Here is a 15,806-nt window from a genome sequence, read left to right as displayed (position 1 = left end):
GAATCGGATTTATCTTCTGTCGCTCTGATGGCGCCTCCGCGCCGGCTTTTTTCGAGGAGCGATGATGGATCATCCTGTTTCCGCCGTTTCGACCCTGGCGGCGCGCCGGCGCGCATGGGTGCTGGCCGCCGTCTGCATGGCCGCCGTCGCGCTGCCGCTGTCGTTTTCGGGCGGCGCGGTCGCGACGCCGGCGATCGGCCGCGACCTGCACGGCAGCCCGGTCGCGATGAACTGGATCACCAACGCGTTCATGCTCGCGTTCGGCAGCTTCCTGATGGCGTCGGGCGCGCTGGCCGACCAGTTCGGCCGCAAGCGCCTGTTCGCGATCGGCGTCGGCGGCTTCACGCTGATGTCGATCGCGCTCGCGTTCGCGCCGTCGATGCTCGCGGTCGATCTGCTGCGCGCCGCGCAAGGGCTCGCGGCGGCCGCGGCACTGGCCGGCGGCACGGCCGCGCTCGCGCAGGAATTCGACGGCGCGACGCGCACGCGTGCCTTCAGCCTGCTCGGCACGACGTTCGGGATCGGACTCGCGTTCGGGCCCGTGCTCGCGGGCGGCCTGATCGGGCACTACGGCTGGCGCGCGATCTTCGTGACGAGCGCGGTGGCCGGTGTGCTATCGCTCGCGTTCGGGCTGCCGCGCATGCACGAGTCGCGCGATCCGCACGCGACGGGGCTCGACTGGCCCGGCACGGCCGCATTCACGGCCGCGTTGACGCTGTTCACGTTCGGCGTGATCGAGGCGCCCGCGCGCGGCTGGTCGAGCCCGCTCGTGATCGCGCTGCTGGCCGGCGCGGCGCTCGGCGCGTGCGCGTTCGTGACGATCGAGACGCGCGTCGCGCGGCCGATGCTCGACCTGTCGCTGTTCCGCATCGCGCGCTTCGTCGGCGTGCAGGTGCTGCCGGTGTCGACCTGCTGCTGCTACATCGTGCTGCTCGTCGTGCTGCCGCTGCGCTTCATCGGCATCGACGGCTTCAGCGAGATCGACGCCGGCTGGCTGATGCTCGCGATCTCCGCGCCGATGCTGGTCGTGCCGTTCGGCGCGGCGACGCTCGCGCGCCGGCTGTCGGCCGGCGTGATTTCGGGGCTCGGGCTGCTGGTCGCGGCAGCCGGGCTCGTGTGGCTCGGCATCGCGCTGCGCGGCGGCGCGGGGCCGGCGGCGATCGCGCCGATGCTCGCGATCGGCGTCGGCGCCGGCATGCCGTGGGGGCTGATGGACGGGCTGTCGGTGAGCGTCGTGCCGAAAGAGCGCGCGGGGATGGCGACGGGCATTTTCAGCACGACGCGCGTGGCCGGCGAGGGGATCGCGCTGGCGATCGTCGGCGCGGTGCTGGCCGCGCTCGCGCAAACGGGGCTGGCGCACGCGGCAGCGGCTGCCGGCACGCCGGACGCGACGCTGCGGGCCGCCGCGCGGCTTGCGACCGGCGATCTCGCGGGCGCGGCTGCCGCGTTGCCGGGCGTCGGTCGCGCGGTGTTGATCGCGAGCTACTCGCACGCGTTCGACCGGCTGCTGACCGGGCTGGCCGTCGTCACGGTGCTGTGTGCGGTGGTGGTGTTCGGGTTTCTCGGCGGGCGGCCGGCCGCCGACGAAACGGGCGACGACGCGGACGGCCACGCGCACGCCGATGCGTCGACGCGCGGCCGGCTCGAACCGGCCTGTGCGCAGACGCACGGGCGGTGAGCATCGCGCCGTGGCGCATCGGTGCTTCGGCATTTCGGTATTTCAGTATTTCGGTCAACCCGGCCGCCGTGCCCGCATGGTCCGTCGGTAGACGCGTCGCCCGCCGCGCGTCACGCCAGCACCAGCGGCGGCAGGGCCGCATCCGTGCGCGCCTGCGCGCATTCCACATCGATCACCAGACAGCGCAACGCATCCGGCCACAGGCGCGCGCGCCCTTGCGCATCCTCGTCGAGCGTCGCGCGGCCCTGCACGAGCCAGGTCGTCTGACGCACGAAATCGACGAACAGCAGCGCGATGGCCGGATTCACGAGCAGGTTGCCGATCGTGTTGAGCAGGTTGTTGCCCGCGAAATCGGGCAGCACCAGCGTGCGGCGGTCCGGGATATCGACGAGCGGCGCGAACGAGCCGTCCGCGTGCGGCTGGCGGCCGCGGTACGAGCAGTCGGCGTTGCCGGCCGCGTCGGCGGTCGCGACGATCAGGAAAGCCTGCTCGCGGATGAACGCGATGGCGTCGTCGGTCAGGGGGCCGCGATCGTTCATGGTGTCGGTCGGCGTGTGCGCCGTGCGTGTGGATCCGCGATTCGCACGCAAGCGACATGCCACGCGGCGCGGCGCCCGTGCGCGGGCAACGCACCGCCGCGCACTGTGAAAATTCCGAACACCGGCCGCATCGCTGCGCAACCGCGGTGTTCAGAATCGGTACACCCGCCGTGTTGCGTGCGTGAACACCGCACGGTGCGACCACGCGCCGGCCGCGATCGACGTGCGCCCGTTCCGTTTGGCACGCATGTTGCGTAAACGGGACCAGCGCATTCCAACCGGCGCTGTACTCACACAAGCACGATGAACAGGAGACATGTATGAACCCGTTTGACCTGAAACAACTGGGCCTCGACGTCGAATACCCGTACCGTCAGCAATACGACAACTACATCGGCGGCAAGTGGGTAGCGCCCGTGAAGGGCGAGTATTTCGAGAACGTGTCGCCGATCAACGGCCAGCCGTTCTGCCGCGTGCCGCGCTCCGGCGCCGACGACATCGAGCTGGCGCTCGACGCGGCGCATGCGGCGCGTCGCAAGTGGGGCAAGACCTCGGTCGCCGAGCGCGCGAACCTGCTGCTCGCCGCCGCCGACCGGATGGAAAAGAACCTGAAGCTGCTGGCCGTGGCCGAAACGATCGACAACGGCAAGCCGCTGCGCGAGACGATGGCGGCCGACCTGCCGCTCGCGATCGACCACTTCCGCTACTTCGCGGGCTGCATCCGCGCGCAGGAAGGCGGCATCTCCGAAATCGACGACAACACCGTCGCGTACCACTTCCACGAGCCGCTCGGCGTGGTCGGCCAGATCATCCCGTGGAACTTCCCGCTGCTGATGGCCGCGTGGAAGCTCGCGCCGGCGCTCGCGGCCGGCTGCTGCGTGGTGATGAAGCCGGCCGAGCAGACACCGGCATCGGTGCTCGTGCTGATGGAACTGATCGGCGACCTGTTCCCGGCAGGCACGATCAACATCGTGAACGGCTTCGGCAAGGAAGCGGGCGAAGCGCTCGCGACCAGCAAGCGGATCGCGAAGATCGCATTCACGGGCTCGACCCCGGTCGGCAAGCACATCCTGCGCGCGGCGGCCGAGAGCCTGATCCCGTCGACGGTCGAACTGGGCGGCAAGAGCCCGAACATCTTCTTCGCCGACGTGCTCGACCAGGACGACGCGTTCCTCGACAAGGCGCTCGAAGGGCTCGCGATGTTCGCGCTGAACCAGGGCGAAGTGTGCACGTGCCCGTCGCGGATCCTGATCCAGGAATCGATCTACGAACGCTTCATCGAGAAGGCCGTCGCGCGCGTCGAGCGCATCAAGTCCGGCCACCCGCTCGACCTGCAGACGATGATCGGCGCGCAGGCGTCGCAGCAGCAGCTCGACAAGATCCTGTCGTACATCGACATCGGTCGCGGCGAAGGCGCGCAATGCCTGACGGGCGGCGAGCGCGCGGCGCCGACCGCCGAGCTGGGCACGGGCTACTACGTGAAGCCGACGATGCTGCTCGGCAACAACAAGATGCGCGTGTTCCAGGAAGAGATCTTCGGGCCGGTCGCGTCGGTGATGACGTTCAAGGACGAGCAGGAAGCGATCGAACTCGCGAACGACACGTTCTACGGGCTCGGCGCGGGCGTGTGGACCCGCAACGGCACGCGTGCGTACCGGATGGGCCGCGAGGTCGAGGCTGGCCGCGTGTGGACCAACTGCTACCACCTTTACCCCGCGCATGCGGCGTTCGGCGGCTACAAGCAATCGGGGATCGGCCGCGAGACGCACAAGATGGCGCTGTCGAACTATCAGCAGACGAAGTGTCTGCTGGTCAGCTACCAAGCCGAGGCGCTCGGGTTCTTCTGATCGCCGCAGCCGGGGCGACGTGCCGGGGCCGCTTGGGCCCGGCACGTCGTCCGGTTCGATTTCCCTGTTCGACTGGCGGCGCCGGTTGCGTTTCCGGCGGCCGGCGCCGGCAACGCTGCCGGCCGTCGCGCATGCGCGACGGCACGGCGCGCCGATACGTGTGACGACTCCCGGCATGGCAGAACCGCCCCGATCCTTTCCGCGTCACCCGGTATTCCATCCGGGCGAACTCGACGCGCAACACCGCTTCGGCGTCGCCGACGAAGCCGAGCGGATGAGCGACGCCGTGACCACGCGGCTGAGCGTCGGCGTACGGCAGTTCGTCGAATCGCAACCGTTCATGTTCGTCGGCACGGCGTCCGGCGTGGGTGCGTCGATGACCTGCGACATCGTGTTGAGCCGGCGCGACGCGAACGGCGATCGGTTGCCGGTGGTGCGCGTGATCGATACGAAGACGCTGCGGTTCGCGTTGCCCGCCGCGCATGACGGCGACGGCGGCCGGATCGACGCGGCCGCCTGCGACGGCAGCGGTGTCGGATTGCTGTTCGTCGATTTCGTGCGCGGCCTGCGCTACCGGATCAACGGGCGCGCCACGCTGCGCGCCGATTTGCCGGAAGCGGACGCTGCGCCGTGGGCGGCGGGCAGCGCGATCGTCGAACTGGCGATCGCGCAGGCATACGGCAATTGCGGCACGCGGGTCGTGCGGCTGAAGCCGGCCTGGTAGCCGGCGTTCGGGCGTCGGTGTCCGGGCGTCGGCATCCGGGCGTCGTCGTCCGGGCATCGGCATCCGGGCATCGGCATCCGGGCATCGGCATCCGGGCGTCGGCGTCGAGGCACGGGCACGGGCATCCGGGCGCCGGCGGCGCGCATGCGCGGTCGCCGCGCGGATCGCACCGGCGGCGTGCGCGACATGCCGCCTTCGGGTGCGCCCCCATGGCGCGCATCGGCCGGACAGCGTGGAATGGCGGGCGGCTCGCCGGGCCGTGCGGTTCGGCACGGGACTTGCGTGATGCGCAGGGTTCCGCGCAGGTGAGGGAGGATACGATGGATCAACACGTGGCGTGTACGGAAGAACCGACCGCCGAAGACACGCGACGCAGCGCGCAGGGCGACGACGCGTTCGCCGGGCAGGCCGTCGTCAGCGTCGCGCACGATGCCGACGAGCAGGCGCGCAACCTGATCGGCTGGCGGCAGACCTACGACCAGCTCGCGGCCGGCCGCTTCGTCGGCACGCTCACCGAGCTGCCGCTCGACACGATGAAGCTGTTTCGCGAATCGACCAGCCACTTGCTGCGCCAGGCGTGCGAAGTGCGCGGCGACGCGTACTGGTTCGGCATCCCGCTCGTGTGCGACGGCTCGGCGCGCGTCGATGCGTGCCGCATCGGCCCGGGCGCACTCGCGTTCCGGCCCGGCAACGTCGAATTCGAACTCGTGACCCCCGCGCAGTTCTCGATCTACGGCGTCGTCGTGCGCGGCGACGTGCTGCGCCGCTATGCGGAGGAGGTCGAGCGTCGCGCGCTCGACGAGCGGCTGTTCACGCAGCGCGTGATGCAGGTCGGCGACGCGCGGCTCGCGCGCCTGTGCGCGCTGCTCGGCCGCCGGCTCGACGGTGCGGTGGCGATGGCCGGCCCGCTGCCCGATGCGCAGCGCGACGACCTGCAGGCCGAAGTGCTGGCCGCGCTGTTCGATGCGTGCGCGCAGCCGGCCGACGACGGCAGCGGCAGTGCGCCGTCGACGCGCCGCTGGCTCGTCGACCAGGCGCGCGACTACGTGCTCGCGCACCGTACGCGCCCGGTCGGCGTGCCCGAGCTGTGCGAGCAGTTGCACGTGAGCCGGCGCACGCTGCAGTACTGCTTCCAGGACGTGCTCGGGATGGCGCCCGCGACCTACCTGCGCACGCTGCGGCTGAACGGCGCGCGGCGCGACCTATGCGGCCGCGCGGCCGGTTCGGTGCAGGATGTCGCGGAGGCGTGGGGCTTCTGGCATCTCAGTCAGTTCGCGACCGATTACCGGCGCCTGTTCGGCAAGCGGCCGTCGGAGACGCTGCGCGATCGCGCATGAGGCGCTCGGCACGGTGAGCCGGGTGGCCGGCACGGCGCCCGTGGCGGGGCGCGCGCTGGGCGCGTGCTGCCGGTTCGATCGTTCCGCTCGCCGCCGCGTCGGCTCCGCTCAGATGGCTATCGCTGCCGCGTCGCGCGGTGCGGGCCACGCCAGCGCGTCCCAGTCGATTGCGCGATAAGCGGCTTCGACCGCCGCCAGATCGTCGGGCCGCTCGCTGCGATGCAGCCCGTGCAATTCGGCCGGCACGTCCAGCGTGACCGGCACGCAATGCGGATAGTCGCGCACGCGCAATGCCGGCCCGATCGTCGTGAAGCACGCGAGCGTCGGCACGTCGAAACCGTCGGCGAGATGCAGGGCCGCCGTGTCCGGCGCGAACAGCAGGCTCGCGCCCTTGATCCAGGCGATGAAGCGCGCGGTGTCGGTCGCGTCGCGACTCACGTCCACGTAAGCCGGATGCGCGAGCGGGCCGAAGCCGACCACCGGCAGCCCGTAACGCTGCGCGAGCCGTTCCACGAACGCGACGCACAGCGCGGGCGGCACGCTGCGCACCGCCGTGCTCGCATTCGGGCAGAACAGTACGTACGGCCGCTGCCACGCGGCCGGCAGCGCAGGCAGCGGCAGCCGCGCGAGCCAGCGGTTGCGCTTCGCGGCGGCCGGCACGGCGGCCGGGTCGACGCCGAGCGCGTCGAGGAAGAAATCGATCATGGGCAGCCGCGCGAATGCGGGCCAGTACAGTTGATTGCCGACGTCGATGCAGTGCGCGTCGGCGGGCAGCGCTTCGGCGGCGCACGGCAGCAAGCGTGACGGCGCGACGACGTCGGCCGCGAGCGCGTACAGCGCATCGACATAGCGCGGCGCGCGCGCCGGCCGGTAGAGCGTGAAGCGCAGGTCCGCATGTGCCGCCCGCAGCGCGGCGAGGGCCGTCAGCCCGATCACCGAATCGCCGAGCGCGACGCCCATCCCGTTGATCACGTGCACGTGCCGCGCCTCGCCGTAATCGAGCCGGAACGGCCGGTGTGCGGCGTGCAGCAGGCCGAGCGCCGGCGCGGCCGGCACGTAGCCTTCGGCGCGCGCGTCGCCATGCTCGAGGTCGTACGGCGCGACGAGCATGCCGTCGGGCGCGAGCAGCGTGCCGGGGCAGGCCAGCGCGTCGTCGTGCGACAGCGCGGCGACGGGCGGAGAGGTATGCATGTCCACCGTCATGCGCCGCGCGCGCGGCGGCCCTGCTCGCGGATCTGCTCGAGCGTCGCGGCCGGCGTGCTGGCGTCCTGCGGGATGCGGATCTCGATCACCGCGGGCAGCCCGCAGGTCAGCGCGCGTTCAAGCGCGGGCGCGAAATCGGCGGTGCGCTCGACCGTCTCGCCATGCGCGCCGAACGCACGCGCATACGCGGCGAAATCCGGGTTCGTGAGCCCTGTGCCGTGCACGCGGCCCGGGTAGTTGCGCTCCTGATGCATGCGGATCGTGCCGAAATGGCCGTTGTTGACGACGATCGCCACGATGTTCAGCCCGTATTGCATCGCGGTCGCGAGCTCGTTGCCGGCCATCATGAAGCAGCCGTCGCCGGCGAGCGCGACGACGGCGCGCGACGGATACAGCGACTTCGCGGCGAGCGCGGCCGGCAGCCCGTAGCCCATCGCGCCGCTCGTCGGCGCGAGCTGCGAACGGAAGTGCCGGTACGCGAAGTGGCGATGCAGCCAGATCGCATAGTTGCCCGCGCCGTTGGTCAGGATCGCGTCGTGCGGCAGGCGCTCGCGCAACTGCACCATCACGTCGCCGAGTTGCACGTCGCCGGGCATCGGCAGCGGCGCATGCCATTCGCGGTACGCGCGGTGCGCGTCGGCGGCCGCGCCGGCCCACGCGGGCCGCTCGGGCGGCTCGAGCGCGGCCAGCGGCGCGGCGATCTCGGGCATGCCCGACACGATCGGCAGATCGGCGGCGTACACGCGGCCGAGTTCGTCCGCGCCCTGATGCACGTGGATCAGCGTCTGGCGCGTCTTCGGGATGTCGAGCAGCGTGTAGCCGGCGGTCGTCGCTTCGCCGAGGCGCGGCCCGATCACGAGCAGCAGGTCGGCGTCGCGGATGCGTTTCGCGAGCGCGGGATTGATCCCGAGCCCGACGTCGCCCGCGTAGTTCGGGTGCGCGTTGTCGATCGTGTCCTGGAAGCGGAACGCGCACGCGACCGGCAATTGCCAGCGTTCGACGAAGGTGCGCAGGTTCGCGCAGGCGTCCGGCGTCCAGCCGCTGCCGCCGACGATCGCGAACGGCCGTTGCGCGCGCGCGAGCCGTTCGCGCAGCTCGTCGATCTGCGCGGCCGACGGCGCCGCTGCGACGCGTTTCGCGGCCGGCACGACGGGCTGCGGTGCGCACGCGTCGGACAGCACGTCCTCCGGCAAGGCGAGCACGACCGGGCCGGGCCGGCCGGACGTCGCGACGTGGAACGCATGGCTCAGGTATTCGGGGATGCGGCGCGGGTCGTCGATCTGCGCGACCCATTTCGCCATCTGGCCGAACATCCGGCGGTAGTCGATTTCCTGGAAGGCTTCGCGGTCGAGGTGCTCGCGTGCGCACTGACCGACGAACAGGATCATCGGCGTCGAATCCTGAAACGCGGTGTGAACGCCGATCGACGCATGCGTCGCGCCCGGCCCGCGCGTGACGAATGCGATGCCGGGACGGCCGGTCAGCTTGCCGACCGCTTCGGCCATGTTCGCGGCGGCCGCCTCGTGGCGGCAGACGACCGTCTGGATGCGGGCGGTGTCGTCCGCCAGCGCATCGAGTACGGCGAGGAAGCTCTCGCCCGGCACGCAGAACGCGCGTTCGACGTGATTGGCGAGCAACGCATCGACGAGCAGTCGCGCACCGGTGGTGGCGCGCGGCTCGAGATCCTTGGAATGCGACATGGGCTGCCGTCTCCCTGGGTAGCGGGACGTACAGCTTACGCCGGTTGGCCGGGCGCCGGTGCGCCGGCCGCCGAAAAGTGTCGGAACACCGGGCGGTTCGGCGAGTGCGTTTCGGCTTCGGCTGGCCGAACGGCCAGCTTGTGCACGCCGACACGACGGTGAAAAGTAAGCGCTACGGACGACGACCCGGATGCTTGTGTCGAGACGGCGGCCCGCCGGGCCACCCGGCCCGATCGCGCGGAGGCATTGACGGCGGCATGCGCGACGGCAATGGCCGTGATGCGCGATATTCACTGCCGGTTCGGCAGCCAATGGAAGACCTGTTATGTACACACATGGATTTACATCGAAGCCCGCATCGTATAATGTACATACACTGTACATCCGAGCGGAGATCGACATGCATACTACGAGGGTATTCCGGAACGGCAACTCGCAGGCCGTGCGAATTCCTGCCGACCTGGCCTATGAACGCAGCGATATCGAACTGGAAATCGAGCGCGTCGGTGACGAAATCCGCATTCGGCCGATGCGGCGGCCTTTGACCCGCGTACTGGAGAAATTCGCGAAATTCGGGCCGGACTTCATGGCCGAAGGGCGCGGCGACCACGAGCAGGCCGAACGCGAGGGCTTGTGATGCCGCGCTTCATGCTCGACACCAACATGTGCATTTATCTGATGAAGCATCAGCCGGAGCAGGTCGCGAAACGATTTGCGCAATGCTACACAGGCGACGTCGTCATGTCGGCGATCACGTATGCGGAGCTCGAGTACGGCGTGACCGCATGTGCGAGCCCGGCCCGTGAGCGCCGCAATCTCGCCGCGTTGATCGAGGATATTCCCGTCGCGCCTTTCGACGCCGCGGCCGCGCAAGCGTACGGTCCGGTCCGCGAGGCCACCCGCGAGCGGAAGAAGGATCACCTCGACAAACTGATCGCCGCGCATGCGGTGTCGCTCGATGTCGTCCTCGTCACCAACAACGAGCGGGATTTCGTCAGCTATCCGAGGTTGCGACTGGAGAACTGGCTGAACGACTAGCATCGGGCGCCATGCCCGGCGGCAAGGCAGGGTGTCGATCCACCCCGCGCCGCCGCCGGGGCCGGCATCAGCACTCGACGATATTCACCGCGAGCCCGCCGCGCGACGTTTCCTTGTACTTCGTCTTCATGTCGGCGCCCGTCTCGCGCATCGTCTTGATCACCGAGTCGAGCGACACGTAGTGCGAGCCGTCGCCGCGCAGCGCCATGCGCGCCGCGTTGACGGCCTTCACCGACGCCATCGCGTTGCGCTCGATGCACGGAATCTGCACCATCCCGCCCACCGGGTCGCAGGTCAGGCCGAGGTTGTGTTCCATCCCGATCTCGGCCGCGTTCTCGACCTGCTGCGGCGTGCCGCCGAGCACGGCTGCGAGCGCGCCGGCCGCCATCGAGCAGGCGACGCCGACCTCGCCCTGGCAACCGACTTCCGCGCCCGAGATCGACGCGTTGAGCTTGTAGAGAATGCCGATCGCGGCGGCCGTCAGCAGGAAGTCGATCACACCCTGTTCGTTCGCGCCGGGCGTGAAGCGCGTGTAGTAATGCAGCACGGCCGGGATGATGCCGGCCGCGCCGTTGGTCGGCGCGGTGACGACGCGGCCGCCGGCCGCGTTTTCCTCATTGACCGCGATCGCGTACAGGTTGATCCAGTCGATCATCGACAGCGGATCCTGCAGCGCGCGCTCCGGGCTGCCCGTCAGCGTGCGGTACAGCTGCGGCGCGCGGCGCTTGACCTGGAACGGGCCGGGCAGGTTGCCGTCGGCATCGGGATTGCCGATCCCGCAGCCGCGCGACACGCACGACTGCATCACGGCCCAGATCTTCAGCAGCCCGTCGCGCGTTTCCTCCTCGGTGTGCCATGCGCGCTCGTTTTCCCACATCAGCTGCGCGATCGACTTGCCGGTCGATGCGGTCAGCGCGAGCAGCTCCGCGCCGGTGCGAAACGGGTGCGTCATCTGCTCGGCCGCGCTCAGTACCTTGGTGTTCGGCGCGCCGGCCGTCACGACGAAGCCGCCGCCGACCGACAGGTAAGTGCGCTCGACCAGCACCGCGCCGTTCGCGTCGGACGCGCGCAGCTTCATCCCGTTCGGATGTTCGGGCAGCGCCTGGCGGTAGAACGCGATGTTCTCCTTCAGCACGAACGGCACCGGATGCGTGCCGAGCAGCGCGAGCTGCTTCGACTTGCGGACGTCTTCGAGCCGCGCATCGATCGTGTCGGGATTCACGGTGTCGGGCGCGTCGCCGAGCAGGCCGAGCATCACGCCGCGGTCGGTGCCGTGGCCCTTGCCGGTGGCGCCGAGCGAGCCGTACAGCTCGACCTTCACGTGGGCCGTCGCGTCGAGCATCCCGTCGCGCTCGAGGCCCTGGACGAACATCAGCGCCGCGCGCATCGGTCCGACCGTGTGCGAACTGGACGGACCGATGCCGATCTTGAAGAGGTCAAATACGCTGACTGCCATTTCGATACCTGCCTTGCGATAAGAATGAGGCTAGCGCGCCTGCAATGGCAGGCACGCGGCGAGCCATGCGGGCGGCGTTGGGGAAAGCTGCTGCGCGACGCGGGCGTAGCGCCCGTCGAGCCGCGCGGCCAGATGAAAGAGTTCGGTGGCGTTTTTCGGGTCCCACTGCCCCGTGTAACCCGGCAGGCCGGCCTCGCGGCGCTTCGCGTCGAATGGCACCGGCGAATTCACGAATTCCTCGTGCGTTTTCTCGCCGAGCGCATACGGCACGAGCCAGTCGAGCGCGGCCGCGAGCGTCGCGCCGTTCGCGCCGCGCTCGCGCAGCCAGTTGCGGTTGAAGCGGCGCGCGGCGAGCGCGGCCGTCACCAGCGGCTGCAAATCGTAGACCGCGTAATGCAGCGCATCGCGTTCCTCGAAATCCCAGGTCTTGCCGTCCGGGCCGATGTTGTCGGCGAGATGCTCGACGAACAGCCGCTGCGCGGCGTTCATCATCTTGCGGTCGCCGAGCGTGAACGCGGACAGCGCGATCAGCTTGATCCGGTGGCTCTGCCAGTTGTTGCGCCAGGTGCCGGCGAGCGGACGCTTCTGCGCGTCGACCTGCGCGACATAGCCGGCGCCGAGCTTCGCGATGAACGCGGCCGTCGCGTTGCGCGTTTTCACCGGCAGCGCGCTCGCGGTCATGTCGTACGCGACGATCAGGCTCTCGAAGCGCGTCTCGTCGATCGGGTTGAAGCTCGGCTGATAGGTCGAGACCCACGCGGACAGGAAGCGGTCGACGAGTTGCAGGTAGCGCGGCGCGTTCGTCACGCGCCACGCGAGCGCCGCGTCGCGCATCAGGTCCATGTCCTTGAGCGCGGCGGCGCTCTGGTCGTAGATGCCTTCGTGCGGCAGCGTGCCCTCGGTATGCACGCGCGGCATCGCCTTCGGCTGCTCGCCGATGCGCGCGTCGACGCTGCGGATCAGCGCCTGCACGCCCGGCTCGGCCTGCGTCGTCTCGCTCGCCTGCAGCGCCGGCGCCGCGCAGAAATTCATCGCTGCGTGCGCACGGCCGGACACGCCGAGGCCGGCGGCGGCCAGCGACAGCGACGCGACGAGCATCGGCACGTAGCGGCCGGCGCGCGTGCGCGGCCGCTCTGTTGCACCATGGCCCGGAAACATCGGACGCACCATGCGGAACTCCTTCATTGGCTGGATCGCGTGTGATGTTAGCCGGATTGGCGGACGAACGCGCACCGGTTCGAGCGGCGAAAGCAAAAACCGCACGCAACATGGCGTTGCGTGCGGTGCGATCACCATCGGTCGGCTCCGGGCCTGACGCGCGTTATGCGTAGTCCGACATCGGCACGCACGAGCAGAACAGGTTGCGGTCGCCGTACGCGTTGTCCGCGCGGCCGACCGGCGGCCAGTACTTGTTCGTGCCGAGCGAGGCGACCGGGTACGCGGCCTGCTCGCGCGAGTACGCGTGCGGCCATTCGTTCGCGGTGACGACGGCGGCGGTGTGCGGCGCGTGACGCAGCGGGTTGTCCTCGCGATCGGCGCGGCCTTCCTCGACCGCGCGGATTTCCTCGCGGATCGCGATCATCGCGGCGATGAAGCGGTCGAGTTCTTCCTGCGATTCCGACTCGGTCGGCTCGACCATCAGCGTGCCCGGCACCGGGAAGCTCATCGTCGGCGCGTGGAAGCCGTAGTCCATCAGGCGCTTCGCGACGTCGTCGACGCTGATGCCGCTCGATTCCTTGATCGGACGCAGGTCGAGAATGCACTCGTGCGCGACCAGCCCGCCCGGGCCCGAATACAGCACCGGGTAGTGCGGCGCGAGGCGCTTCGCGATGTAGTTCGCGTTGAGGATCGCGGTTTCGGTGGCGGCGGTCAGGTTCTTCGCGCCCATCATCGCGATGTACATCCACGAGATCGGCAGGATCGACGCCGAGCCGTACGGCGCGGCCGACACCGCGCCGATGCCGTCTTCCGCGCGTGCGTAGCCGGTCGAGCGCTGGTTCGGCAGGAACTTCGCGAGGTGCGCGCCGACCGCGACCGGGCCGACGCCCGGGCCGCCGCCGCCGTGCGGGATGCAGAAGGTCTTGTGCAGGTTCAGGTGAGACACGTCGCCGCCGAACTGTCCCGGCGCGGTCAGGCCGACCATCGCGTTCATGTTCGCGCCGTCGACGTACACCTGGCCGCCGTGCGCATGGACGATCTCGCAGATCTCGCGGACGTTCTGCTCGAACACGCCGTGCGTCGACGGATACGTGATCATGATCGCCGCAAGGTTCTTCGAGTGCTGCTCGGCCTTCGCCTTCAGATCGGCGATGTCGACGTTGCCCTGCGCGTCGCACGCGACGACCACGACCTTCATGCCGGCCATGTGCGCGGACGCCGGGTTCGTGCCGTGCGCGGATGCCGGGATCAGGCACACGTCGCGATGGGCTTCGCCGCGCGACGCGTGGTACGCGTGGATGATCAGGAGGCCCGCGTACTCGCCCTGCGAGCCCGCGTTCGGTTGCAGCGACACGGCCGCGTAGCCGGTGGCCGCGACGAGCATCTGTTCGAGCTGGTCGATCATCTCGCGGTAGCCGACGGTCTGCTCGGCCGGCGCGAACGGGTGGATGCCGCCGAACTCGGGCCACGTGACGGGCAGCATTTCCGACGTCGCGTTCAGCTTCATCGTGCACGAGCCGAGCGGAATCATCGAGCGGTCGAGCGCGAGATCCTTGTCCGACAGGCTGCGCAGGTAGCGCAGCATTTCGGTTTCGGAATGGTGGCGGTTGAACACGTGGTGCGTCAGGTACGCGCTCGTGCGCTCGAGGCCGGCCGGCAGTGCGGCGACGCCGGCAAGGCCCGCGTCCAGCGCATCGACGGCCGGCGCGGTGCCGCCCGCGGCCTGCGCGAACACGTCGAGAAGATCGGCGAGGTCGTCGCGCGTCGTCGTTTCGTCGACCGATACGCCGACCTGCGTGTCGCTCACGCGGCGCAGGTTGATGCGCTTGCCCTTCGCGAATTCGTGGACCTGCGCGGTGCGCGCGCCGGTGTCGATCGTCAGCGTGTCGAAGAACGTGTCGTTGACGGTCGCGAAGCCGAGCTGTTTCACGCCGGCGGCCAACAGCGCCGCGATGCGGTTCACGCGCAGCGCGATCGTCTTCAGGCCGTGCGGGCCGTGGTAGACCGCGTACATGCTGGCCATGATCGCGAGGAGCGCCTGTGCGGTACACACGTTCGACGTCGCCTTCTCGCGGCGGATGTGCTGTTCGCGCGTCTGCAGCGCGAGGCGCAGCGCGGGCTTGCCCTGCGCGTCGACCGTTACGCCGACGAGGCGGCCCGGCATCTGGCGCTTGAATTCGTCACGCACCGCGAGATACGCGGCGTGCGGGCCGCCGAAGCCCATCGGCACGCCGAAGCGCTGCGTGTTGCCGATCGCGACGTCCGCGCCCCATTCGCCGGGCGGCGTCAGCACGGTGAGCGCGAGCAGGTCGGCCGCGACGACCACGTGGCCGCCGGCCGCGTGGATCGCTTCGGTGAGCGCGCGGTAGTCGCGCACGTCGCCGTTCACGCCCGGGTACTGCAGCAGCACGCCGAACGCGTTTGCCTGCGCGGCATCGGCGGCCGGGCCCGTCTTGACCTCGATGCCGACCGGCAGCGCGCGCGTGCGGATCACTTCGAGCGTCTGCGGCAGCACGTCGTCGGCCACGTAGAACACGTTCGACGCGGGCTTGCCGGTGCGCTGCAGCAGCGTCATCGCTTCGGCCGCGGCGGTGGCTTCGTCGAGCAGCGATGCATTCGAGATCGCGAGGCCCGTGAGGTCGGCCACCATCTGCTGGAAGTTCAGGAGCGCCTCGAGGCGGCCCTGGGAAATTTCGGGCTGGTACGGCGTGTAGGCCGTGTACCACGCCGGGTTTTCGAGCACGTTGCGCAGGATCACGGCCGGCGTGTGCGTGTCGTGGTAGCCCTGGCCGATATACGAGCGGAACACCTGGTTCTTGTCCGCGAGCGCACGCAGCGCGGCGAGGGCTTCGGCCTCGCTCTTCGGCTGCGCGAACGGGCCGAGCGGCAGCGTTTCGGCGCGGCGGATCGAGGCCGGGATCACGGCGTCGATCAGGGCGGCGCGCGACGCGAAGCCGAGCGTGTCGAGCATGGCCTGCTGGCTGGCGGCGTCGGGGCCGATGTGGCGTTCGGCGAACGCGTCGTGCGTTTCGAGCGCGGCGAGCGAGAGGGGCGTGCGGTTCATCAGGCGGTCCGGGTGTTCGAGCTTCATGGCGTGACTCTGGTCCCGCGCGGGGTAGCTGCCCC

12 protein-coding genes are annotated in these 15,806 nt (G+C 69.9%); 6 read left to right on the top strand and 6 right to left on the bottom strand.

All coding sequences use genetic code 11. From position 1 onward, the window contains the following. The first annotated feature begins 64 nt into the window (after positions 1 to 64). Positions 65 to 1,678 (top strand): MFS transporter, encoded by a 1,614-nt coding sequence (locus C4B30_RS16585; protein ID WP_105132693.1) that lies wholly within the window; start codon positions 65 to 67, stop codon positions 1,676 to 1,678. A gap of 110 nt (positions 1,679 to 1,788) precedes the next feature. Here C4B30_RS16585 and C4B30_RS16580 read toward each other — a convergent pair whose 3' ends face one another. Further along, the gene (locus tag C4B30_RS16580; protein ID WP_027783191.1) at positions 1,789 to 2,217 is read right to left on the bottom strand and encodes a pyridoxamine 5'-phosphate oxidase family protein; all 429 of its coding nucleotides are present in this window, start codon (positions 2,215 to 2,217) and stop codon (positions 1,789 to 1,791) included. A 320-nt stretch (positions 2,218 to 2,537) separates the two neighbouring features. Here C4B30_RS16580 and exaC point away from each other — a divergent pair, with 320 nt between their 5' ends. The 3 genes from exaC to C4B30_RS16565 all read left to right on the top strand — a co-directional run bounded on the left by exaC (position 2,538) and on the right by C4B30_RS16565 (position 6,125). Further along, positions 2,538 to 4,064 (top strand): acetaldehyde dehydrogenase ExaC, encoded by a 1,527-nt coding sequence (gene exaC / locus C4B30_RS16575; protein ID WP_027783192.1) that lies wholly within the window; start codon positions 2,538 to 2,540, stop codon positions 4,062 to 4,064. A 175-nt stretch (positions 4,065 to 4,239) separates the two neighbouring features. Next, entirely contained in the window at positions 4,240 to 4,788 is a 549-nt protein-coding gene (locus tag C4B30_RS16570; protein WP_027783193.1) for a hypothetical protein, read from the top strand. 320 nt (positions 4,789 to 5,108) lie between these two features. Then, on the top strand, positions 5,109 to 6,125 hold the full coding sequence (locus C4B30_RS16565) for a helix-turn-helix domain-containing protein (RefSeq protein ID WP_027783194.1): 1,017 nt from the start codon (positions 5,109 to 5,111) through the stop codon (positions 6,123 to 6,125). Positions 6,126 to 6,233: 108 nt separating this feature from the next. Here the strand turns inward: C4B30_RS16565 and C4B30_RS16560 are convergent, their stop codons facing one another. Continuing rightward, positions 6,234 to 7,328 (bottom strand): ADP-heptose--LPS heptosyltransferase, encoded by a 1,095-nt coding sequence (locus tag C4B30_RS16560; protein ID WP_027783195.1) that lies wholly within the window; start codon positions 7,326 to 7,328, stop codon positions 6,234 to 6,236. Beyond that, complete coding sequence (locus C4B30_RS16555; protein WP_027783196.1) at positions 7,325 to 9,028, bottom strand: thiamine pyrophosphate-binding protein; 1,704 nt, start codon at positions 9,026 to 9,028, stop codon at positions 7,325 to 7,327. The genes C4B30_RS16560 and C4B30_RS16555 overlap by 4 nt, the downstream gene beginning before the upstream one ends. A gap of 400 nt (positions 9,029 to 9,428) precedes the next feature. On the opposite strand from C4B30_RS16555, the gene vapB reads away from it, so the two are divergent. Then, a complete protein-coding gene (gene vapB, locus C4B30_RS16550; RefSeq protein ID WP_027783197.1) occupies positions 9,429 to 9,665 on the top strand; it encodes a type II toxin-antitoxin system VapB family antitoxin in 237 nt (78 codons plus the stop codon). Next, complete coding sequence (locus tag C4B30_RS16545; protein WP_027783198.1) at positions 9,665 to 10,066, top strand: type II toxin-antitoxin system VapC family toxin; 402 nt, start codon at positions 9,665 to 9,667, stop codon at positions 10,064 to 10,066. Before vapB ends, C4B30_RS16545 begins: the two co-directional genes overlap by 1 nt. Positions 10,067 to 10,133: 67 nt before the next feature. Here C4B30_RS16545 and C4B30_RS16540 read toward each other — a convergent pair whose 3' ends face one another. From C4B30_RS16540 to gcvP, 3 genes are all read right to left on the bottom strand, one after another. Further along, positions 10,134 to 11,522 (bottom strand): L-serine ammonia-lyase, encoded by a 1,389-nt coding sequence (locus tag C4B30_RS16540; protein WP_027783199.1) that lies wholly within the window; start codon positions 11,520 to 11,522, stop codon positions 10,134 to 10,136. 30 nt (positions 11,523 to 11,552) lie between these two features. Next, positions 11,553 to 12,692 (bottom strand): alginate lyase family protein, encoded by a 1,140-nt coding sequence (locus C4B30_RS16535; RefSeq protein WP_027783200.1) that lies wholly within the window; start codon positions 12,690 to 12,692, stop codon positions 11,553 to 11,555. 151 nt (positions 12,693 to 12,843) lie between these two features. Continuing rightward, positions 12,844 to 15,771 (bottom strand): aminomethyl-transferring glycine dehydrogenase, encoded by a 2,928-nt coding sequence (gene gcvP / locus C4B30_RS16530; protein WP_027783201.1) that lies wholly within the window; start codon positions 15,769 to 15,771, stop codon positions 12,844 to 12,846. Positions 15,772 to 15,806: the final 35 nt, after the last annotated feature.

The organism is Burkholderia sp. BE12 (assembly GCF_002959955.1).
Classification (GTDB): domain Bacteria; phylum Pseudomonadota; class Gammaproteobacteria; order Burkholderiales; family Burkholderiaceae; genus Burkholderia.
This window is presented reverse-complemented; position numbering and strand designations above follow the sequence as displayed.